Origin of the sequence: Vreelandella nanhaiensis (genome assembly GCF_003990185.1) — a bacterium.
Taxonomy (GTDB): Bacteria; Pseudomonadota; Gammaproteobacteria; order Pseudomonadales; family Halomonadaceae; genus Vreelandella; species Vreelandella nanhaiensis.
In genome coordinates, this window is the sequence record NZ_RZHF01000008.1 from 55,532 (window position 1) to 77,584 (window position 22,053).

The window sequence follows — 22,053 nt, forward strand, 5'->3', positions numbered from 1 at the left end:
ATGTCAAATACGAAAATATACCGTTATCTTGATTCAAACAAAAAAATTGGGTTAGATCCTGAAGGGTATTTAGTTAATCAGGACCAGTGGTCAAAACCAGTAGCTGAAATGCTGGCCGAAGATGAAGGCTTGCCGCTGACAGAAGCCCATTGGGAAATAATTGAAGTAGTACGAGATTTTTATCAACGCTATGAAATGGCCCCCGCCATGCGGCCATTGGTTAAAGCAACTAAAAACGCTTTGGGTGAAGAGAAGGGCAAGTCGATTTATCTGATGACGCTGTTTCCAGGTAGCCCAGCAAAACGGATTGCGCGCCTTGCCGGATTGCCAAAACCAACCAACTGTCTTTAAAACTGCTTTTTAAAAGCAGTTATCCTTCGTCGCCTCGGGTACATACCGACAGTACGATAGCGTCCTCGGCGCTGGTAGATACCAGCGCATGACCCATGTCGCTATCAAAATAGATACTGTCACCCTCAGCTAGCATAAGCGGCGCGTAAAATTCGCTATACAACATGATATCGCCGTGGAGTACCATCAGGAACTCTTCGCCGTCATGACGCACCCACTGATGATATTCATCAAAGCTACGCGCACGTACAATAGTCTTGAAAGGGATCATGCGCTTTTGAGCAAGCTGATGGCCGAGCAGCTCATGCTCGTAGGTAGGCGTTGGGTGCAGTTGCCCTTTCCCTCTACGTGTCAGATCACGCCGCCCCATGGTGTAACGCTCGCGTTTGGGAGGCGTGAGCAGCTGCGGCAGGTCAATATTAAGCCCGGTGGTCAGCTTTTGAACCACACTGAACGTGGGTGACACTTGATCGTTCTCGATTTTAGAGAGGGTCGAGCGTGCCAGGCCGGTGCGCTGGCTTACGTCTTCCAGAGTCCACTGGTTGGCCAGACGTATCTGTTTGAGTCGCTCACCCAGGCATAGCGGCTCAACAAACGCCTTACGCCCCGAGGCAATACGTAGCGCAGCATGTTCTTCAGAAGTGGCGGTCATAGTCATCACGTAGGAAACAGCATTAACAGCCATAATACCATAGCGTTAGGGTATCCTAAGCGACTTCGGAAAACGGAAGGCCTAGTAATGCTTTCAAATGCGCTTCCACACCGCTGGCTAACGATTTGGGGTTGTAGCCGCCCTCAAGTACTGAAACTATCCGGTTATCAGCGTAGAGCGTGGCGATTTCCATCGCCATATGGGTAACCCAATAGTAATCCTCGTCTTCCAGACAGATATCGCTCATGGGATCGTCTCGGTGCCCATCAAAGCCTGCTGAAATCATTATCAAGTCCGGTTTGAAGGCATGTAGGGCAGGGAGCCACTGCTGCTCGACAAGACGACGGAACTCGTGGCCTTCCGTACCCGCTGCTAACGGTGTATTCACTACATTTTTCCATTCGCTTCGCAGATAACGCCAAGGGTAGAAAGGGTACTGAAAGCTTGTACAGATAAGCACCTCGGGGCTGTCTTTAAAAATATCGATAGTGCCGTTGCACTGATGAACATCAAAATCGAGTATGGCAATACGTTTGGCGCCGTAGGTATCCCGGGCATGGGCAGCTCCTACGGCTATATTATTGTAAAAGCAAAATCCCATTGCATCAGTGGCTTCAGCGTGATGACCAGGAGGCCTTACCGCGCAAAAAACATTATCAGCCTGGTTTTTAAATACCTGATCAACACCTTTAATGACGGCGCCAGCCGCTACTCTGGCGGCCTTCAGGCTGTCCGGGTTCATAAGTGTTTCGCTATCCAGAGCAGTAATCCCCTCACGGGGCACACACTTTTCCAGAGCATCCAGGTGCCGGGCTGGATGGACTTTAGCTAAAGCGTCAAAGCAGGCTTCCTTGGCATCCGCCTGCATGGTTTGCTGTAATAACCCGGCAAGCGAAAGGCGCGCTCGGATCGCTTCCAGACGTTGCGGACATTCTGGGTGTTCAGGCCCCATATGGTGCAATGAACAGTCTGGATGGGTAAGGTAGGCAGTGATCATTCAGGCGCTCCATTCTATTGAGGCCACCTTAATCGTCTTGGGGGCTTATGCGACAGTGTCCATAAGTCGTACACAGTCGTTATTAATTTTTAAGGAGCTGCACCCGTGAGTACGCGCTTTTTGCATCATTTTTTTGAGCCTCGAACGCTTGCGGTGTTCGGCGCCTCTGAAAAATCGGCCTCGCTGGGTGGGCTAGTGCTTGCCAACCTACAGGAAGGCAGCTTTAAAGGTACGCTGTGGGCTGTCAATCCTAAGGGGTATGATCAAGTGTTTGGCGTGCCCTGTTTCAAAAGTGTAGTGGATTTACCTGAAGTGCCGGATTTAGCCGTGGTCTGTTCACCTATCGACGGTGTACCTACGCTTATAGAGCGCCTGGGGCAGTTTGGCGTTAAAGCGGCGCTGGTACTTTCCGGCGGTGCCTACCTGGACCGCGATCACGATAATAAGGGATCGATTCGCGAGCGAATGCTCAAGGCCGCGATAGCATCGGGTATCAGGGTGCTTGGCCCGGAGTGCATGGGGCTGATTGTTCCCGGTAAACATCTTAACGCCTCCTATGCCAGCCAGCCTGTCAAAGCCGGCCGGGTCGCTTACCTGGGCCAGTCGGGCATGCTAGCCAACGGCATGATTGACTGGGCAGCCGGGCGAGGCGTGGGCTTCTCCCATTTGATCACGGTCGGTGACAGCGTTGACGTCCTGTTACCCGATTTAATCGATTACGTTAATCAATTTTCACCCGCTCAAGCCATTTTGCTTCACCTGGAACGGGTTACTGATGCGCAGCATTTCATGACTTCTTTGCGTGATGCTTCGCGTAACCGACTGGTAGTGGCGATCAAAAGCGGTCGTACGCCACAATCCGATATTTCAGGTATGGCACCAACCCCAGGCATCGCCAATCGAGATGTGGTGTTTGACGCCGCGTTTGCACGCGCAGGGGTAGTCCGCGTTAATGATTCAGATGAACTGCTGGACGCCCTTGAAACATTATCTCGGGTGAAGCCGCTGCGGGGTGACCGGTTGGCGATTGTATCTAATGGCTTGGGGCCAGCAATGCTAGCGATCGACAAGCTGATCAGCGCAGGTGGCAAACTGGCTGTGTTCAGCGAGGAGACCCAGGCTGCCTTGCATAAAAGCCAGGTGGATATGAGCAAGCCCGGCGAAAACCCGGTCGACCTTGGGGGCAACGCCTCGTCTGAGAAATTTGTCGAAGCGCTGGAAATAGTGGCCGCCGACCCCAACGTTGATGCAGTGCTGGTCGTGCATGCGCCTACCCGTATGGCACCTTCAGCCCTAACTGCCCAAGCGCTGATTGATAACCGCAAGAAGTTTCGGCGCAATCTGCTGACCAGTTGGATGGGGCTGAAAGAAGCACTCAATGCACGGCATCTGTGTAACGTGGCGGGCATTCCCACCTATATCTCGCCGGAAAAAGCCGTCAAGGCGTTTATGCATATGGTGGACTACCAGCGGGTACAGGCCTTACTGCACGAAATTCCTCCAAGCCTGCCGTTCTCAACCAGCAGCGATATCCGCGCCGAATGCCGGGCATTGATTGCCAAGGCCAAGGAGCAGGGCAGGCAAACCCTTACCCATTCAGAAACAGCACAGGTGCTCGAGGCGTATGGAATACCTACCGCACCGAGCGTCTACCTGACACTCCCTGAAGAGGCCGAAAAGGCAGCGCAGCAAATTCAGGGGCCGATGGCCCTGAAGGTGATTCATGAAGGGAACTGCCGGCCTTATCGCTACCGTAAACATCCTCACAAGATTTCTGCTGGATTGCTTCAGGATTTGACAACGCCTGAGCAGGTTGCCGACGGCGTGCGACAGTTGGGTGACAAGGTGCAGGAAAAGTTTCCTCAGTACGCCATCCGGGAGTATTGCCTGCAGCCTATGCAGCGTGGCAAGCACTCCATGCAAATTTGTGCGGGTATTACCCGCGATCCGGTTTTCGGCCCGCTGATTGTCTTCGGCATCGGTGGCTACAAGGTTAACGTGCTGGCCGACCGTCAGGTGGCATTGCCGCCCTTGAACATGAGCCTGGCCGCTGATGTAGTAGGCAGGACCCATGCCGCTTCATTAATCCGTGAGCACTCCGCAGAGCCTGAACGCGATATTGCACGGCTATGTCAGCTGCTGGTCAAGCTTTCACAGATGGCATCGGATTTAGTCGATTTGCGTGGTCTTGAGATCAATCCGCTGTTACTCAATCGTGATGGTGTCCTCGCAGTGGATTTTGCAATGGATCTAGGCGCTCCGGCCCGGTTTGCCATCATGCCTTATCCTGAAGAGCTGCGAGAATGGGTAACGCTCAAGAACGGCTGGCAGGTAGAAGTGCGGCCTATTCGTGCCGAAGATGCGCCGTTGATCACTACATTTCACCGCCAGCTATCCGAAGAGAGCATTCGCTTTCGCTACTTCCACAATAAATCCAACCTTACCCAGCGCGATCTATCAATTCTTTCGCATATCAACTATGACCGACAAATGGCATTTATTGCCGAACATCAGCATGCGGACGGCAGTAAGGAAATGTTGGGTGTCGTTAGGGTATGGAACGATCCCGACAATATCCGTACCGAGTTTTCGGTGATTATTCGCGACGACTTGCAGGGCCTAGGAATTGGCAGCTTGCTGATGAAGAAAATGATTGATTACTGTACCCACATTGGCACCTTGGAAATGATCGGCAAGATCATGGTGGACAATCACCCCATGCGGGGGTTATTGAAACACCTAGGCTTTACATGCCGGTACAATATGGAAGAGCAGGTGATTGATGCGGTGCTGCGCTTGAACGAACCTGAAAGCGAGTGGCAGCGTCACCGCCTGGAAAGTCTGCCGGATTAGCATATTGGTGAAATAGACGCCCATAATAAACGGCCTGCTCGATGAGCAGGCCGGACGAGTTTTTGACTTGTCAGGGGGCCAGCCGGAACTGGCCCCATTCACCGCCATCACGCCGCTCGAATCGGATCCGGTCATGCAGGCGGCTGGGCTGGCCCTGCCAGAACTCAATCATCTCCGGCTTGAGACGATATCCACCCCAATGTATCGGCCGTGGAATATCCTGGCCTTCGTAGGCCTGCTCAAAGCGTTTCTGACGTTCTTCGATCCAGTTGCGGTCAGGGATGACCACGCTTTGTGTAGCAATCCAAGCACCCAGCTGGCTGCTGCGGGGGCGGCTGGCGAAATACTCATCGGACTCATCTGTGGCTACTTGTTCCACAGGGCCTTCGATACGCACCTGGCGGGCTAGAGAGGGCCACCAGAAGGTCATCGCCGCAAACGGAACGTTATTGAGCTCGCTGCCTTTATGGCTATGGTAATTGGTAAAAAATACCATGCCGCGCTCGTCAAACCCTTTCAGTAGTACCACGCGAGCATGGGGGCGCCCCTGGCTATCGACGGTAGCAAGCGTCATGGCATTGGCGTCTTTGCCCTCTTTTTCCATGGCAAGGCTGAACCACTCATCGAACAGCACAAGAGGACCCTGGTTGGCATGCGCTTCATCAAGCCGACCGCCTTCGTAATCGCGCCGAATGTCGGCAATATTGCGGGTCATTAGCGAATTCTCCCTAAACGTTTTGATAATGTTCGCTGCTCTATGAGTAAAGCTCAAGTACGGTTACTAATGGCCTGCCTGGCGTTGCTGTCGGCTGCGAAAGCGTGCATAGGCCATGCAGCTTGCAAAGAGCAGCAAGGATACGAGTGCCTCGAGGATGCCATGTCCCGTTTGCCCCGGCAGAGCCGCCAGCATGACGCCTTGGATAACGTATAGCAGGCTTACAAAAGCAAGCCATGCATGGCCGCGGGCGCGCTGGCCAATAATCGAGGGCAGGAAAAGAATCAGTGGAAGAACAAACGCAAGGACGGGCCGCCAATCAAGTTCTTCGTCTTGAATCAAGAAACCGCGATAAATAACCAGCAGTAGCAAAATGGTAAAGCTTGTTATAACGCACTGACGCGAGCGCTGGGTTAGCCTGTCTAGCCCGTGATGCTGTTCAAACTCGGTGAGCCACTGCTTCATAACGCCTCCCGGCGCATGTTATTAAGCGCCAGGGCCAGCTTGGCAAGGCGTTTTCCCTGAGCCACGCATAACGCGCGCTCTTGTTCATCGACAGGGCGATCGCTGCGCGCGCCCGCCAGATGGCTAGCCCCATAAGGCGTGCCGCCGGCTTGAGTGCTCAGCAGGGCCGTTTCGCTGTAAGGAATGCCAGCATACACCATGCCGTGGTGCAGTAAGGGCACCAGCATGGTAAGCAGTGTACTTTCCTGGCCACCGTGTAGGCTTGATGTCGAAGTAAAGGCGCAAGCGGGTTTATCCACCAGGGCGCCATTCATCCATAAGCTGCTGGTGGTGTCCAGAAAGTATTTCAACGGCGCGGCCATATTGCCAAAACGGGTAGGGCTACCTAGTGCAAGAGCGCTACAGTTGCGCAGGTCGTCAAGTTCCACATATACCGCGCCCTCTTCAGGGATATCCGGAGCAACCGCTTCGCAGGTGGGCGATACCGGTGGCACTGTGCGCAAGCGGGCTTCAATGCCTGCAATGCTTTCGATGCCTGCTGCCATCTGCCGCGCCATTTCTGCCGTTGCCCCCGAGCGGGAGTAGTAAAGAACCAAAACGTAAGGGGTATCACTCATCATGTTTCCTTCATCCTGGAAGAAGGGTTACCAAAGCCATGCCTGAGTCTATGGTATCAGAGCTATCTCCCCGGCAGGAAATGGCGTAAGAAGTTGGCTGGTTGCAGGCAGCCTGACATATACCCAGGCTGAGCTGCCATCGATGAGCCTTTTCTTCACCCGTTCATAGCGAACGCCCAAACGCTCATAGCGATCAAGTCGTTCAAGCTGTTCAGTGCTTACCTCAAGCTTTAGTCCTTCAACGCGGCTACCTGGCTGAGGGGAAAGGTCAAGCCCATTGCGCTGGTAGCCATCAAGTGCCGCCGCTTGTGGATTGCCTGAACCGCCCATCACTACCCAACGAATGGCGGTATAGCGCAGCGTGCCGTAAACAAACACGTTGTGTGTGCGTTTCTCAATAGAAGATATCTCGTCGAGTGGTGAGTAGAACCACGGGCTGAGCATGGTTAACCATAGCCAGGTAGCCAATCCCAGTACTATCACCCCCGTTATTTGTAATAACTTCTTAATCCATACCATGAAGCTTCCTTACGTATGATTAGCCCTACAGCTTGGCGTGAGTCGTGCGCTCGGGCAAGGGAGCATGAATTATTTAAGCAATGGCTCAGGGTTTGCTAGGATAAACACTAGACCCCATCGGAGGAGCCTGTAATGAACCAGCCACTTCGTGACGACATGGATTTTCGAGCGTTTATTGGCGATGTTAAGCCACTGACACACAGCAACCGTGCGGATGCAGGCAGCCATCGAACACGTCCATCAGAGGCGCAGCTGGCACGCAGGGAAAGCGCTCAGGAAGCGCTTGGTGAGCGCAATTTTCTATCCGATGACTTTGTAGATCTTATAGCCCCGTTTGATCCCATTGAATATCGGCGCGAAGGTATCCAGCAAGGCGTTGTCGATAAGCTAAGGCACGGCGGATATAGCGTTCAGGCTCAGCTTCATTTACTGCGCCGCCCATTGGCAGAATGCCGTCGGATGCTATTTCCCTTTATTCAGGAGGCTTACGCTAACGATCTGCGCTCGGTGATGATTGTTCATGGAAGAGGGCGTGAACTGGACAGTCCAGCCAATGTGCTGCGCTCATACCTAGCCAAGTGGCTGAGCCAGTTTGAAGAGGTGCAGGCTTATGTATCGGCGCAGCCCTCAGAAGGCGGCCTTGGCGCCACCTGGGTGATGCTGCGTAAAAGCGAGCGCGCAAAAGCCAATAACCGCGAGCGCCAGCAGAAAAGGCGCGGGTAGGCGTAGTCCATCGCATAGCCCAGCGCACAAGCAGTATGTGTAAAGCCAAAATAGTAAAAAGGGCAGCGAAAGCTGCCCTTTTATGTTTCTGAATGCTTGTCGGGTTACTCGCTGGTTGTTAAGCGGCGTTCGAAAAGTGCCCGGCGCTCTTCTACATCCGTCTGATAGCGTACGCTGAACGAGTTAAGCAGGCGCAGAGCGTCTTCAGGATGCTGGTCGTCGCGCAGGGCCATAGCATTGAAGCCACAGCGGCGCATGTAGTCGAGCTGGTCAACCAGTACATCACCCACTGCGCGTACTTCACCAGCATACTCAAAGCGCTCGCGCAGCAGGCGGGCAAGCGAGTAGCCACGGCCATCGGTAAAACTGGGGAAGTCGATCGCCACGGCGGGCAGTGGATTCAGTTCAGCCGCCAGCTCAGCGGTAAGCTCGGTGTCACTCAAAAGTAACGGAGCAAGCTCTTCATCCTGCTTATTTGCCTGCCACAGTGCCAGCGGCACAAAGGCCGGGCGCTGCTCGGGCAGGTTGGCGGCATCGTAAGAAACGCACCAAGCATTTTCAGCTGCCAGTTCGCCGTCAAGCAGAAGATGATCAACGTGCACCGGGTTGTTGGCCAGTGCTTCTTCAGTCGGGGTATCCACGTTATTTGGCATACACACGCTCTTTAAAGGGTTTCAAGCCAATCCGGCGATAGGTGTCCAGGAAGTGCTCATCTTCATGACGCTCGGCAACATAAACCTGCAGCACTTTTTCGACCACTTCTGGAACGTCCTGACGGAAGAAAGAAGGGCCCAGAATCTTGCCCAGCGATACGTCGTCGGTGGAATTGCCGCCAATCGATATCTGGTAAAACTCTTCGCCTTTCTTATCGACACCCAGGATGCCGATATGGCCCACGTGGTGGTGTCCGCAGGCGTTCATGCAACCGGAAATATTAAGATCGAGCGGGCCCAGGTCGTACAGGAAGTCCAAGTCCTCAAAGCGCTCCTGCAGGGCTTGGGCAATGGGGATCGACACTGCATTGGCCAAGCTGCAGTAGTCACCGCCCGGGCAGCAGATGATATCGTTCAGCGTACCCACGGTGGGGTTGGCCATACCCAACGCTTCCAGCTCGTTCCAGAGCGCTTCGATTTCATCAACCGGTACGTCGGAGAGCACTAGGTTCTGCTCGTGGGTCACGCGTATTTCGCTAAAGCTGTAGCGATCGGCCAGGTCCGCCACGGCGTCCATCTGGTCTGCAGTGACATCGCCCGGGGCGTGTTCACGGCGCTTGAGCGACAGCGTGACCGCCTTGTAGCCCGGCACCTTATGGTCGGTGACGTTGTTGGTGACAAAGCGTGCAAAACTGCGATTTTCGGTACGCAGACGTTCAAAGTCAGCAATCGCGCTTTCGGCTACCGGGCGACGCTCGGGTTCAGGGAAGTGACGCTTGGCCGCATCAACCGCCGCCTGGTTTAGTGTCTGCGGGCCATCTTTCAAATGCGCCCATTCTTCATCAACGCGCCGGCGGTACTCTTCGATACCCAACGCCTTGACCAGAATCTTGATACGCGCCTTGAACTTGTTGTCCCGACGGCCAAACTGGTTATAAACACGTACGCAGGCTTCCAGGTAGGTCAGTAGGTGCTGCCAAGGAAGGTCTTCACGGACTACTTCGGCAATCATCGGCGTACGGCCAAGGCCGCCACCCGCCAGTACCTTAACGCGTAGCTCGCCTTCCTCGTTACGCCACAGGCGAAGGCCGATGTCGTGGACCTGAATCGCCGCACGATCCTTGGCCGCACCGGTCACGGCAATCTTGAACTTGCGTGGCAAGTAGGCAAATTCCGGGTGCAGCGTCGACCACTGGCGGATTAGCTCGCACCAGGGGCGCGGGTCTTCTACTTCGTCGTTGGCAATACCTGCAAACTGGTCACTGGTGGTGTTGCGAATACAGTTGCCGCTGGTTTGAATGGCGTGCATCTGTACTTTCGCAAGTTCAGCCAGAATATCCGGTACGTCTTCCTGAGCTGGCCAGTTCAGCTGAAGGTTCTGCCGAGTAGTAAAGTGCCCATAGCCGCGGTCATAGCGCCGTGTGATATCCGCAAGCGAGCGCAGCTGATAGCTGGCAAGCATGCCGTACGGGATGGCGATGCGAAGCATCGGCGCATGCCGCTGGATATACAAGCCATTTTGCAGGCGTAGCGGACGAAACTCTTCTTCTCCCAGGCGTCCCGCCAGGTAGCGATCCATCTGGTCGCGAAACTGGGCAACGCGCTCATCGACAAGCGTCTGGTCATGAATATCATAACGGTACATGTGGCACGATCCTGCTAAAAGCGAAGTGGTCACGTCAAGGCGGACAATAATATAGTGTTACCTTAACGCGTGTGTCATATTCTACAAAAGAATATATAATTATCTTTTTATCGTTAAATGCTATTTAAAACGCTGGGCGCTAGCCAGCGCCTGCGCTGCCATATCCAAAGAAATCCCGCTGAGTTGGCCAGACGGTAAAAAAGCTGTACGAGCCAAACGCCAAGAAGTCCCTGCTCCAAGCCAACGCCCACCCACCAAGCAAGAGGCAGAAATAGCAGCCATTGCATACCAAGGGTTAACACCATTACCGTACGCTGCGCCCCGGCGCCCATCAATGCCTGGGCAAGTACCAGAGCAGCCGCATCCAGCACAATCATCACGCCGGTAATCTGCAAGGGTAGCGTACCCAGCGCCACAAGCTCATGGCTTGAAAAGAAAATACCGAGCACCTGGGTGGGAAGTACCAGCATGGGCAGCGCCAGAACGGTCAACAGCACGCCCGCCACGCGTAGCGCATCTAGCCCCCACCTGTGGGCGGAGTGCTGATCGTCGCGGCCCAGCGCTTCGCCCACCAGGCTCATTACGGCAACGCCAACGCCTACGCCAGGCAATATCAGCAGTAGCGACAGGTTGACCAGAACATGACCAACAGCAACGCTTGCCGTGCCCAGGCGGCTTAACAGCCAGAAAAGCACTACATAGCCCGCCGCAAAACATACCTGTTGCAGCGAGTGAGGAAGGGCGAGAGCCAAAGTGGTGCGCAGTGTATCAAGCGATGGCAGACTTGATAGAAGGCCATTTTGGTGACGCTGGCTTACGGTTACCCAAAGCCAGATGAAAAGGCCTAAAAACATCGAGAGGGTCGTGCCAACACCTGCGCCGCTGGCTCCCAGCCGGGGTAGACCAAATAGGCCATAGATAAGCCCGCAACTGGCTGCCACATTAAACACCTGAACAATCATGATGATGCGCAGATAAAGGTGCGTTTGCTGACGGCCGTTCCAGTAGCCGCGAAAACAGAGAGTTAATGCAATGGCAGTAAGTGCGATAACGCGCCAACGGAAGTAATCAACCGCGACGTGCTGTACTTCCGGTGCCTGGGTTATTAAATGCAGCAGGGCCGGTGCCAGCCACCAGGCAAGTAACGACAGCGGAAGCCCTGTTGCCAAGCCAATGACGGCACCTGCCTGCAACGGTTGGCTTAGATATTGATTGCTTGCCCCAAGACGTTGAGATGTTTGCGATTGGACGCTTGAGGAGAGTCCGAATACCAGCGCGGTTATCATGAACATGGCATAACCGCCAACCCCGACGCCCGCCAGCGCTACCTGCCCCAGGTGCCCGACCAGAGCCGCATCAATGATGTTGAGCATACTTTGGGAGAGCATGCCCAACATGATGGGTAACGCCAGGCGCATCACCTTGCCGTGACGGCGAGCTACTAACGCCATATCAGCTGGGGTCGTAAGAGAGTACTGGCGATAGCCAGCGCTCCATTTCCTCAAGCGGCATCTGCTTGCGCAGGGCGATGGCTTCCACCTGGTCACGGGTAATCTTGCCGGTTGAGAAGTACTTGGACTGCGGGTGCGCAAAGTACCAGCCCGCGACGGCAGCGGCGGGCCACATGGCGTAGCTTTCGGTAAGCGCCAGGCCGGTATTCTCCGTGGCGTTCAGCAGCTTGAACAGTGTACCTTTCTCGGTGTGGTCCGGACACGCAGGGTAGCCGGGGGCAGGGCGTATGCCCTGATACTTTTCGGCGATAAGCGCGTCGTTATCCAGGGTTTCTTCAGGCACGTAGCCCCAAAACTCTTTACGCACCCGTTCGTGAATGCGCTCTGCAAAAGCTTCCGCGAGGCGATCAGTCAGGGCCTGCACCAGAATAGCGTTATAATCATCACCCGCCGCTTCATAGGCCTTGGTCAGCTCGTCAACGCCATGGCCTGTGGTCACGGCAAAGCCGCCAATCCAATCCGCCTTGCCGCTCTCTTTAGGGGCGATGAAATCTGCCAGGCTATAGCAGATGCCGTCGCGACCCTTGGTGGTTTGCTGTCGAATATGGTGAAGCCGTTCAACCACTTCGCTGCGCGATTCGTCGGCATACACTTCAATCACGTCATCATCAACGCTATTGGCAGGCCATAAGCCAATCACACCACGCGCCTGAATACGCTTTTCATCAAGCAGTTTACGCAGCATTGCCTGGGCATCGGCAAACAGGCTGCGCGCGGCTTCACCCACGATTTCATCGTCAAGAATCTTGGGGTACTTACCCGCCAATTGCCAGCTCATGAAGAAGGGTGTCCAATCGATACGCTCGATTAGCTCTTCCAGGTCATAGTCATCAAATGTCTTGAGACCCAGGAACTTGGGCTCAATCGGTGTCACGCTGTTCCAATCTGTACGAAAGCGCCGTTTGCGCGCCTGGGTGTAATCCAGGTCCGCTGCTTTGGGACGACGTTTAGCGTTACGCTCGCGGACCTTTTCGTACTCCTCGCGAATCTCTGCGACATACGCCGTTTTAAGGTTCGGCGCCAGCAAGCGCCCGGCCACGCCGACCGCACGCGAGGCATCAGTCACGTAAATCACCGGATGCTCATATTGTGGCTCTATCTTGACCGCGGTATGCGCTTTGGAAGTTGTGGCTCCACCGATAAGCAGCGGCAGATTCATGCCCCGACGTTGCATTTCCTTGGCAACGTGAACCATTTCATCAAGTGACGGCGTAATCAGACCTGAGAGGCCAATGATATCGGCGTTATGGTCGATTGCGGCCTGCAATATTTTTTCAGCGGGCACCATCACGCCAAGGTCGATAACCTCGTAGTTATTACACTGCAGCACCACGCCAACGATATTTTTGCCGATATCGTGAACATCGCCCTTAACCGTGGCCATGACAATCTTGCCCTTGGCCTGAGTACCTTCGCTTTTTTCAGCTTCGATATACGGAATCAGGTAGGCAACAGCCTGCTTCATGACACGCGCAGATTTAACCACCTGAGGCAGGAACATCTTGCCGGCACCAAACAGGTCGCCGACCACGTTCATGCCATCCATCAACGGTCCTTCGATGACCTCGATAGGGCGCTCAGCCTGGAGGCGGGCTTCTTCGGTGTCATCTTCAATATAGGCCGTGATGCCTTTTACCAGGGCATGCTCAATGCGCTTGTTAACCGGCCAGCCGCGCCACTCAAGATCTTCCTTTTTGGCCGGGCCACTGCCATCACCCTTGTATTTGTCAGCGATATCCAGAAGACGCTCGGTACCGTCGCTGCGACGGTTAAGCACCACGTCCTCAACTGCTTCACGAAGTTCAGCAGGCAAGTCGTCATATACCGCCAGCTGCCCCGCGTTGACAATACCCATGGAAAGACCGGCGCGGATGGCGTGATACAGAAACACAGAGTGAATGGCTTCACGTACCGGGTTATTGCCGCGGAAAGAGAAGGAAACGTTGGAAACCCCCCCGGAGATCATGGCATGTGGCAGGTTTTCACGAATCCACTGGGCGGCTTCGATAAAATCAACCGCGTAGTTATTGTGCTCATCGATACCCGTGGCGATGGCAAAGATGTTGGGGTCGAAGATGATATCTTCCGGCGGAAAACCGATTTCATCGACCAGCAGGCGATAGGCACGTTCACAGATTTCCGTTTTTCGCGCGAACGTATCGGCCTGGCCCTCTTCGTCAAACGCCATGACCACGATAGCGGCGCCAAAACGGCGACACTTGGTTGCCTGCTCACGAAACGCCGCTTCGCCTTCCTTCAGCGAAATCGAGTTAACCACGGCCTTACCTTGAACACACTTCAGACCTGCTTCAATGATGTCCCACTTGGAGGAGTCAATCATGATCGGTACGCGGGCAATATCCGGCTCGCCAGCGATCAGGTTAAGAAAGCGCACCATGGCTTCCTTGGACTCCAGCATGCCTTCATCCATATTGATATCGATGATCTGGGCACCGCTCTCTACTTGCTCCAAGGCAACTTCTAGGGCAGTGGTAAAATCCTCTTCCACGATAAGCCGCTTGAAGCGTGCCGAGCCTGTCACGTTGGTACGCTCACCTACGTTGACGAACAGCGAATCACCATCAATATTGTAGGGTTCAAGGCCTGAAAGGCGACAGGCAGGGCTTCGAACCGGAATTTGACGAGGTTCCATTGAGCTTACCGCTTCAGCTATCGCGCGGATATGTTCAGGCGTCGAACCGCAGCAGCCGCCAATGATATTGACAAGACCACTTTGCGCGAACTCACTGACAATGGACGCCATTTCCTCCGGCGTCTGATCATATTCGCCAAATTCGTTAGGTAAACCTGCGTTAGGGTGTGCCGATACAAAGGTGTCCGCTTTGGTAGACAGCTCTTCCAGATAGGGGCGCAGCTCTTCAGCCCCTAATGCACAGTTAAGGCCGACTGAGAGCGGCTGTGCATGGCGTACCGAGTTCCAGAAAGCTTCAGTGGTCTGGCCTGAAAGCGTGCGGCCCGAAGCATCGGTGATCGTGCCCGAGATCATTACCGGCAGGCGCCTGCCAAGAGCTTCAAACAGCTCTTCAAGCGCATAGATAGCCGCTTTGGCATTGAGCGTATCGAAGATGGTTTCGATCATGATCAGATCGGCGCCGCCATCGATAAGTGCTTGAGCAGCTTCGTAATAGTTCTCACGCAACTCATCGAATGTCACGTTACGCTTGGCAGGGTCGTTTACATCTGGCGATAGCGATGCGGTGCGCGATGTTGGACCGAGTACACCTGCTACATACCGCGGCACGCCGGTTTCTGCCCCCACGGCGTCGCACACTTCGCGCGCCAATCGAGCCGACTCGCGGTTGAGCTCTACAACGAGCTCTTCCATACCGTAATCGGCCTGCGACAGGCGCGTGCTGTTAAAGGTATTGGTTTCAATGATATCGGCGCCTGCTTCCAGGTAGTCGCGATGGATACGCGAGACCACGTCGGGACAGGTCAATGCCAAAAGGTCATTATTGCCTTTTAAATCCGACGGCCATTCGCTGAAGCGTTCGCTACGAAAGTCTTCCTCGCTCAGTTGGGCATTTTGCAGCATGGTCCCCATTCCACCATCCAGAATCAGGATGCGTTGGGCAAGGCGTTGGGCGAGAGAGGCGTTCAAGTCACTAGCGGCCATAACAGGGGGAATTCTCCAGCGTCTTAATCGAAAACGGTTATCAAAATATGTTATCGAAAAGGGATTTAGGCGTCGGTTAATGTCATAACGATAACGAAACAGGCAAGTATCATACCAAAGGCCGCCAAGCAGGGCAGCTATGCAATGCAACTGTTAAGCAATCCAGTCATTTGGCACATTTTAATAGCCTACTAAAACAGTCAGGATTGTGTCGACGCGCTGTTTTGCATACCATAGTGTCAAAATGACATGTGAAGTGGTATTGCCACAGTTCACGAGAGGGAAATAGCCTCATGACCACGACTATCGAAGCACCCGGTATCGACATTACCGATAGCGCCCAGGAGTACCTTGCGGAGCTGCTTGAAAAGCAGAACGTTGAAGGTATTGCCGTGCGTATTTTTATTACCCAGCCCGGCACGCCTTACGCGGAAACCTGCCTAGCCTACTGTCGCCCGGGCGAGGAAGAGCCCACCGACGTCAAGCTCGAGCTTGAAAAGATCAACGTTTATCTTGATAAAAACAGCTTGGCGTTTTTGGAAGAAGCGGTGGTCGATTTTAACGCAGATCGCATGGGTGGACAGTTAACGATCAAGGCGCCCAATGCCAAAATGCCCAAGGTTAATGCTGACAGCCCCTTGGAAGACCGTATCAATTATGTTCTGTACAGTGAAATCAACCCTGGCCTGGCGGCTCATGGGGGAGAGATCAAACTGGTTGAACTAACCGAACAGAAAATGGCCATCCTGGCCTTTGGTGGCGGCTGTCAGGGCTGCGCGGCGGTTGATTTGACCCTGAAGGATGGCGTTGAAAAAACCTTGATGGAGCGTATTCCTGAGCTTGCAGGCATTCGTGATGTCACCGACCATACAGACAACACAAACGCCTATTACCGCTAGATAATACTGCTTGCGTTGCTAGAACCCAGCCAATGGCTGGGTTCTTTTCGTTTTGCTAAAACGATTCTCCCAAGAGGCATCGTCTGTTAATGGCGTTCATGCTTTCGCTTCTACCTATGTCGCTGCTATTTCTGGGTGGCCTATTTATTTACGCCGAATGTTTTATTCGCTGGCGAAGCTTGGGGAGAGTGCGAGATATAGGGGGGATCCTCAGACACATCAATAGGGCGCCTATAGCGGCATATATAAGCCACTCTTGCATATCTGCGCGCACTACCCACAAGAAATGCAGGAGTACTAGCCCAAGGATTGCATAGTTGGCTTTATGCAAGGTTTTCCAGCGTTTCCCAAGCTTGCGCATTGACCAGCGGTTGGAGGTGATGCCTAAGGCAATCAAGCCCAGAAGAGCCAGCATGCCGACAATGATATAGGGCCGGTTGACAATTTCACTGCCTAGCTGAGCCCAGTTGAGGCCCAGAATAAACAACACGTAGCAGAGTAGGTGCATAGCCGCGTAGGCAAGCGCCCAGAGCCCCAACTGGCGGCGAATAAGGCTAAACCCCTTCCAGCGGGTCAGTTTTGTTAGCGGCGTCAAGCTTAGCGTCAGCAGCAGCAACCAAAGTGCGCCTTGGCCGATATTAAGCAGCAGGTAGCGTCCGGGCTCTGGCCCGGCCATGTTATTGGCTATCTGCCATCCCCACCAAATTAAGGGCATTAGGGCAGCAATAAAGACACCAACTCGCCAGAGCGACAAAAAACAAGCGGGCATTGGCATTAGTAATTAACCCGCAGGTCCATTCCGGAATAGAGGCTGGCGACTTCATCGGCATAGCCATTAAACATACGCGTGTCGATGATATTGGTATTGAAAAGGCTGTTAGGCAGGCGGCGCTCCGTTGCCTGGCTCCAGCGAGGATGATCAACCTCAGGATTCACATTAGCGTAGAACCCGTACTCATTGGCAGCGATCTTCTGCCACGAATTGAGCGGCTCTTCTTCGACCAGCGATATACGCACAATGGATTTGATACTTTTGAAGCCGTATTTCCAGGGCACAACCAGGCGCAGGGGGGCGCCGTTCTGGTTGGGCAGCTCCCGGCCATACATGCCCATGGCCAGAAAGCTTAATGGATGCATGGCCTCATCAAGCCTCAAGCCCTCAACGTATGGCCAATCGATGAGGGCAAACGAAGAGCGCTGACCGGGCATTTGCTCAGGGTCTACCAGGGTTTCAAAACGCACGTACTTGGCTTTTGACGTGGGCTCTGCGCGCTGTATGACATCGGCAAGGGAAATGCCCAGCCAGGGAATCACCATTGACCAGGCCTCAACGCAGCGCAGGCGATAAATACGCTCTTCAAACTTAGAGGGTGACGCAATATCTTCAAGGGAAAAGCGACCACCATTATTGACCTCGCCATCAATCACCACGCTCCAGGGCTGCGTTACCAACGTGCCGGCCTTACGTGCAGGGTCGCTTTTTCCCGTTCCGAATTCAAAAAAGTTGTTATAGCCACTGGCATCCGCAAAAGGGGCCGTTTTGTCCTGGGCAGGATCGCTCGGCACCACGGCTTGCCACTCGGCGGCATCACGCTTTTCCTTAAACCATTCGGGGGCGTCACTACTGGGTACGTCTTTGTAGTCAGGCCGCTGCTCTGATGCATGGGCGCTGCCTGCAAATGCCAAGCCAGCCCCCAGGCCGGCAAGCCCACCCATAAAGCGTCGGCGAGATAGATATGCTGACTCGGGGGTAACCTCCGATTCGTGTAAATCGCTTGGCTTGGCAATTTTAATCAGCATGGTGATATCTCCTGCCAGTGAGCACGTATTGCTGGCTAGTATGATTCAACTAAGAAATACATTGAGTGGTTAAAAGAGCAGAACAGCTTGGGTTCATCTCAATGCTGGATTGCTCATCGGTAATTAAGCGTAGACTTTTCATTGCCTGTTCAGGGAGCTTTCTAGTCACTTTTCGACGGTTTTTCTTTGATGCTAATTGAGGCGGGTAGTTCAGCAAGTTGCTGCTGTAACGTTAGCATTTGTTGAGCCATTTGCGCTTGCCACTCACGCTCATGCCGAGCCTTTTCACTTTGCTGCTGGTAAGCGTTCTGCGCTTGGCTCAGCTGCTGAGTAACAGACTCATATTGCTGCTTTAGTGTTACGATCTGCTGTTCGAGATCTTTAACCTGTTGCGCTGAATTGGCCGTTTCAACCTGTTGCTGGCGTAGCTCGCTACGGCTTGATTTCAGCTCTTCATTCAACGCTTCAATCCGCTGTTGCTTCTGCTGTAGCCGTTTCTGGAAAGCTTTCTCTTCCTGGGCGCGTTCTTGGCGTGCTTCGTCCAGCATCGCCATTAGGCGTCCTTCGGCGGCTTCGTTACGCTGTTCTTCTTGAGCTAGGCGCTTTTCCCAGCCGCTTTGCTGTTCTTTCAAAGCCTGGCTGTGCTGTTCAGCAATAGCCGTGTGCTGCTGCTGCATTTCCTGATTGGCATTTTTAAGCTGCTGATTCTCTTGTCGCGCCTCATTAGCAGCTTGTTGAAGGTGCTGCTCACTGGCCTGGCTTGCTGCCAGTTCGCGATTGAGTGCTTCCAGGCGCTGCTCGGTATGTCGTAGATGTTCAGCCAAAGCGCTTTCGCGCTGTTCGGCATTGGCTGTCTTCTGGGCTGCCTCCATGGCCGCCCGCTGCGCCTCTTCTACCTGCCTGTTGGCTTCTTCGCGGTAATGAATAAGTGCCTGATTAGCAACTTCCTGAGCTTCACGCCATAACTCGCTTGCAACATTAACGACGACTTCGGGAACACCCTTGGGCGGAGGGACGTCGCGGTTTTGCTCGCGCTCAGTGCGCCATAGGCGAAAGTGCTCACTAATGGTCGTAAAACTACCGGTACCCAGCACCTCGCGGATGCGCTGCACGCTAGGTGTATCTCCACGGCTCAATAGTGTATCGATTGCCTGCTGAACATCACTGTACTGAATACCACTGCGTGCCATGTTAAGTGCCTTCTTGCGCGAACGATTGATGGCCTATTATCCGCTGATTTAGTTTTTAACACAATAATTACGTTATATGTATTACGTAATTATATTTATCTTAAATACCATAAAATCAAGATTACCCATATTATCTTGAGTTTTGTGAGCTGTAGCATCATACTTTTAGGCCTCAAACCGCCTACTGCTTTGCTTATAGGTAGGTAGATACTTATGCGTATAATAATATTCAGTGACTTGTGTTTATTTATTAGTTAATTCAATGTGTTATTAATGTTCAAGGCGGGTAATGATTCATATAAATGAAAGTAAAGAGAGCGGCTTGGTCAACATCAGAGGAGGCGTTCAGCGAGAAGTGCTGCCGGTTGCACCACTGGTGGTCGAGCGTGCTATCAAACCGGCCGGAGCACGAATTAGTGCCGGTACGGATGCTGAAGCCGTAGCAGCGTGGCTGGTCGAGTACCAGGACAGCCCGCAAACCTTAAAGAGCTATCGCCGTGAAACGGAGCGCCTGCTGCTATGGCTTGAAAGCAAGCAGCTAACGCTTGGCGCCCTGGACCGGGAAATGTTGCGTCAGTTTGAGCTTTTTCTGGCTGATCCTCAGCCTTACGAACACTGGGTTGGGCCTTCCAAGCCTCGCCATCATCCCCAGTGGCGCCCCTTTAGAGGCGGGCTTTCGCCTGCTAGCCGCCGTCAGAGCCTGATTATTCTGCAGGGGCTTTTTAGCTGGCTGGTAGAAGCAGGGTGGGTTAGTCATAACCCGTTTAGGTTAATGCGTGATAAATCACGTCGCTTGAGTAACCATTCACAACGCATCGAGCGTTACCTTGAACGCGGTTTATGGGAGTGGTTTTGGCAATGGCTAAATAGGCCGCTAGCGCTAGGCCAGAGTAGCCGCGCCGAGTATGAGCAAATCAGGCGCCAGTTTATTTTTAGTTTTGCCTATCTACTCGCCCCGCGTATAAGCGAAATGGCCGATGCCCGAATGGGAGATTTCCAGATGGTAGAAGGGCGCTGGTGGTGGTCTGTGGTAGGCAAGGGCAGTAAAATAGCCCGTGTACCGCTGCCTGAAGATATGCAGGAGTGCCTGGCCCGGTGGCGAAAATACCTGGGGCTCAACGCTTGGCCAGACCATGCAGATGAAAGCCCGGTGATAAGGGCGCTTGATGGCTGCCGGGGCATTGGCCATAACCAGCTTTATCGATTGATTCGTGACACCTTTTTACAGGCGGCCGACGCGCTTGAGAACGAGGGCGGGCTGCCAGCCTATATAGCCGCGTTGCGTAAAGCTACCCCGCACTGGTTGCGTCACACATCCATTACCCACCAGGCGCAGGCCGGTATTAGTTTGCGTCATTTGGCCGAGAGCGCACGGCATGCACGATTGGATACCACGTCTCGCTACCTGCATACAGAGGATGACGAGTGGCACCGCGAACAGCAACGCCACCGGCTTACGCCATAATACCCCTTTAAAGCAGGCTGAATTGGTATACTGAGTCACTGATTTTTTAAATACGTATACGAAAGGAATTTCCATGAGCACTTCCGGCGCCGAACAGGCTCAGCAAGAGCTGATTGAAGAGTTCGAGATGTTTGATAATTGGATGGACCGATATCAATACATTATTGATATGGGCAAGCAGTTGCCTGATTTTCCTGAGGCGCTGAAAACCGATCAGTATAAAATTCAGGGCTGTCAGTCAAATGTTTGGATGTGCCATGAGGAGCGGGACAATCAACTAATTTTCAAGGCCACCTCTGATGCGGCCATTGTCTCTGGGCTTATCGCGGTACTCCTGCGGATTTACAGCGGGCGCTCGGCGGCTGAAATCAGCACGACCGAGCCTCACTTCATGGCCGACCTAGGGTTGGATAAGCACCTCTCTCCCACGCGCAGTAACGGCCTGCATGCCATGCTTGAGCGAATCTATCAAGTCGCCAAACAGAGTTGAGCATACGAATCTTATTCGAGAATAAGACAGCCTAAGGGTTTTACTAAAGAAAAGCTTTACTGAAAGGCTGGCTTTAGTGAGGAGAGTGGTTATCGCCATACGATGGCCGCTCACTATCCTCGCGGCAAAGCTGCTCGCTGCGCCCGCCGGGCACTGGATCCATGCCGCCGGGATTACCCGGGTGGCACTTGGTGATCCGCTTGAGGGCCATCCAGCCGCCTTTAACAGGCCCATGGACCTGGATGGCTTCAATGGTATAGGAAGAACAGCTGGGCCAGAAACGGCAGCGCGGGCCAAGCAGGGGGCTGATGGCATACTGATAAAGGCGTACAGCGGCTATCAGCAAATAGCCCACAAGACGGCTGGCTACGCTGAAGCCTGTACGCCACCACTGTGCCATTATTGGTTACCGTATAGCTCAGCCGGGTCGATCAGTGGTTCACTGTTGATGTGCGCCTGCTTATCGTTTAGCGAAAGGTAGAAACAACTGCGGCGGCCGGTATGACAGGCAGGGCCGGTTTGCTCAACCTCTAAAAGCAGTGTGTCGCCATCGCAATCTAATGCTGCCGATTTGAGATGTTGCTGCTGGCCTGATGATTCGCCTTTGCGCCATAGCTTTTTACGCGAGCGCGAATAGTAGCAGACGCGGTGGGTCGCCAGCGTCTCTTCGAGCGCTTCTCGGTTCATCCATGCCATCATCAGCACTTCTTTGGTGTCGTGCTGCTGAGCAATGGCGGGTAACAAACCTTCAGCATTGAAGCGCACAGCATCGAGAAGCGTCATCGTGTCAGGTAAGGTATCTTTGGAAGCGGCCGACTCAAGCGCTTTGAAAAGCTCGTTTGAGGGTAGTTGGCTAAAACGGGACATGCTA

21 protein-coding genes are annotated in these 22,053 nt (G+C 53.7%); 6 read left to right on the top strand and 15 right to left on the bottom strand.

The genetic code is table 11. The features are described from left to right. A complete protein-coding gene (locus tag ELY38_RS07000; protein WP_127060848.1) occupies positions 1–351 on the top strand; it encodes a TusE/DsrC/DsvC family sulfur relay protein in 351 nt (116 codons plus the stop codon). A 19-nt stretch (positions 352–370) separates the two neighbouring features. On the opposite strand, the gene ELY38_RS07005 is transcribed toward ELY38_RS07000, so the two are convergent. Beyond that, entirely contained in the window at positions 371–1,003 is a 633-nt protein-coding gene (locus ELY38_RS07005; protein WP_127060850.1) for a helix-turn-helix domain-containing protein, read from the bottom strand. A gap of 55 nt (positions 1,004–1,058) precedes the next feature. After that, positions 1,059–2,000 (bottom strand): histone deacetylase family protein, encoded by a 942-nt coding sequence (locus tag ELY38_RS07010; protein ID WP_127060851.1) that lies wholly within the window; start codon positions 1,998–2,000, stop codon positions 1,059–1,061. Positions 2,001–2,105: 105 nt separating this feature from the next. Between ELY38_RS07010 and ELY38_RS07015 the strand changes: the two genes are divergently transcribed. Further along, the gene (locus ELY38_RS07015) at positions 2,106–4,853 is read left to right on the top strand and encodes a bifunctional acetate--CoA ligase family protein/GNAT family N-acetyltransferase (RefSeq protein ID WP_127060853.1); all 2,748 of its coding nucleotides are present in this window, start codon (positions 2,106–2,108) and stop codon (positions 4,851–4,853) included. Positions 4,854–4,923: 70 nt separating this feature from the next. Here the strand turns inward: ELY38_RS07015 and pdxH are convergent, their stop codons facing one another. The 4 genes from pdxH to ELY38_RS07035 all read right to left on the bottom strand — a co-directional run bounded on the left by pdxH (position 4,924) and on the right by ELY38_RS07035 (position 7,169). After that, on the bottom strand, positions 4,924–5,568 hold the full coding sequence (pdxH, locus tag ELY38_RS07020; protein ID WP_127060855.1) for a pyridoxamine 5'-phosphate oxidase: 645 nt from the start codon (positions 5,566–5,568) through the stop codon (positions 4,924–4,926). Between the two features lie 66 nt (positions 5,569–5,634). Beyond that, entirely contained in the window at positions 5,635–6,033 is a 399-nt protein-coding gene (locus ELY38_RS07025; protein WP_127060857.1) for a DUF2069 domain-containing protein, read from the bottom strand. Beyond that, positions 6,030–6,653, bottom strand: a complete 624-nt coding sequence (wrbA, locus tag ELY38_RS07030) for an NAD(P)H:quinone oxidoreductase (RefSeq protein WP_127060858.1) — start codon at positions 6,651–6,653, stop codon at positions 6,030–6,032. The genes ELY38_RS07025 and wrbA overlap by 4 nt, the downstream gene beginning before the upstream one ends. Positions 6,654–6,698: 45 nt before the next feature. Continuing rightward, positions 6,699–7,169 carry a gamma-glutamylcyclotransferase family protein gene (locus ELY38_RS07035; protein WP_127060860.1) on the bottom strand — a complete coding sequence of 157 codons (471 nt, stop codon included), beginning with the start codon at positions 7,167–7,169 and terminating at the stop codon, positions 6,699–6,701. A gap of 132 nt (positions 7,170–7,301) precedes the next feature. Between ELY38_RS07035 and smrA the strand changes: the two genes are divergently transcribed. After that, positions 7,302–7,892 (top strand): DNA endonuclease SmrA, encoded by a 591-nt coding sequence (gene smrA / locus ELY38_RS07040; RefSeq protein ID WP_127060861.1) that lies wholly within the window; start codon positions 7,302–7,304, stop codon positions 7,890–7,892. A gap of 104 nt (positions 7,893–7,996) precedes the next feature. Here smrA and ELY38_RS07045 read toward each other — a convergent pair whose 3' ends face one another. The 4 genes from ELY38_RS07045 to metH all read right to left on the bottom strand — a co-directional run bounded on the left by ELY38_RS07045 (position 7,997) and on the right by metH (position 15,338). Further along, positions 7,997–8,545 carry a DUF934 domain-containing protein gene (locus tag ELY38_RS07045; protein WP_127060863.1) on the bottom strand — a complete coding sequence of 183 codons (549 nt, stop codon included), beginning with the start codon at positions 8,543–8,545 and terminating at the stop codon, positions 7,997–7,999. Beyond that, positions 8,535–10,190, bottom strand: coding sequence for a nitrite/sulfite reductase (locus ELY38_RS07050; RefSeq protein WP_127060864.1), 1,656 nt, complete (start codon positions 10,188–10,190; stop codon positions 8,535–8,537). Before ELY38_RS07050 ends, ELY38_RS07045 begins: the two co-directional genes overlap by 11 nt. A 113-nt stretch (positions 10,191–10,303) precedes the next feature. Next, entirely contained in the window at positions 10,304–11,641 is a 1,338-nt protein-coding gene (locus tag ELY38_RS07055) for an MATE family efflux transporter (protein ID WP_127060866.1), read from the bottom strand. A 1-nt stretch (position 11,642) separates the two neighbouring features. Continuing rightward, entirely contained in the window at positions 11,643–15,338 is a 3,696-nt protein-coding gene (gene metH / locus ELY38_RS07060) for a methionine synthase (RefSeq protein ID WP_127060868.1), read from the bottom strand. A gap of 293 nt (positions 15,339–15,631) precedes the next feature. Between metH and nfuA the strand changes: the two genes are divergently transcribed. Next, positions 15,632–16,237, top strand: coding sequence for a Fe-S biogenesis protein NfuA (nfuA, locus tag ELY38_RS07065; protein ID WP_127060869.1), 606 nt, complete (start codon positions 15,632–15,634; stop codon positions 16,235–16,237). Positions 16,238–16,385: 148 nt separating this feature from the next. On the opposite strand, the gene msrQ is transcribed toward nfuA, so the two are convergent. From msrQ to ELY38_RS07080, 3 genes are all read right to left on the bottom strand, one after another. After that, positions 16,386–17,012 carry a protein-methionine-sulfoxide reductase heme-binding subunit MsrQ gene (gene msrQ / locus ELY38_RS07070; protein ID WP_127060871.1) on the bottom strand — a complete coding sequence of 209 codons (627 nt, stop codon included), beginning with the start codon at positions 17,010–17,012 and terminating at the stop codon, positions 16,386–16,388. Beyond that, positions 17,012–18,037, bottom strand: a complete 1,026-nt coding sequence (gene msrP / locus ELY38_RS07075; protein WP_127060872.1) for a protein-methionine-sulfoxide reductase catalytic subunit MsrP — start codon at positions 18,035–18,037, stop codon at positions 17,012–17,014. Before msrP ends, msrQ begins: the two co-directional genes overlap by 1 nt. Positions 18,038–18,198: 161 nt before the next feature. Further along, positions 18,199–19,227, bottom strand: coding sequence for a DNA-binding protein (locus ELY38_RS07080; protein ID WP_127060874.1), 1,029 nt, complete (start codon positions 19,225–19,227; stop codon positions 18,199–18,201). Between the two features lie 289 nt (positions 19,228–19,516). On the opposite strand from ELY38_RS07080, the gene ELY38_RS07085 reads away from it, so the two are divergent. Further along, a complete protein-coding gene (locus tag ELY38_RS07085) occupies positions 19,517–20,692 on the top strand; it encodes a tyrosine-type recombinase/integrase (RefSeq protein WP_127060876.1) in 1,176 nt (391 codons plus the stop codon). A gap of 73 nt (positions 20,693–20,765) precedes the next feature. Further along, positions 20,766–21,182: a SufE family protein gene (locus tag ELY38_RS07090; RefSeq protein ID WP_127060878.1), complete on the top strand. Its 417-nt coding sequence runs from the start codon at positions 20,766–20,768 to the stop codon at positions 21,180–21,182. Positions 21,183–21,255: 73 nt separating this feature from the next. Here ELY38_RS07090 and yidD read toward each other — a convergent pair whose 3' ends face one another. Next, positions 21,256–21,582, bottom strand: a complete 327-nt coding sequence (gene yidD / locus ELY38_RS07095) for a membrane protein insertion efficiency factor YidD (RefSeq protein WP_127060880.1) — start codon at positions 21,580–21,582, stop codon at positions 21,256–21,258. Continuing rightward, positions 21,582–22,049: a phosphoribosyl-AMP cyclohydrolase gene (gene hisI / locus ELY38_RS07100; protein ID WP_127060882.1), complete on the bottom strand. Its 468-nt coding sequence runs from the start codon at positions 22,047–22,049 to the stop codon at positions 21,582–21,584. Before hisI ends, yidD begins: the two co-directional genes overlap by 1 nt. Positions 22,050–22,053 lie beyond the last annotated feature (4 nt).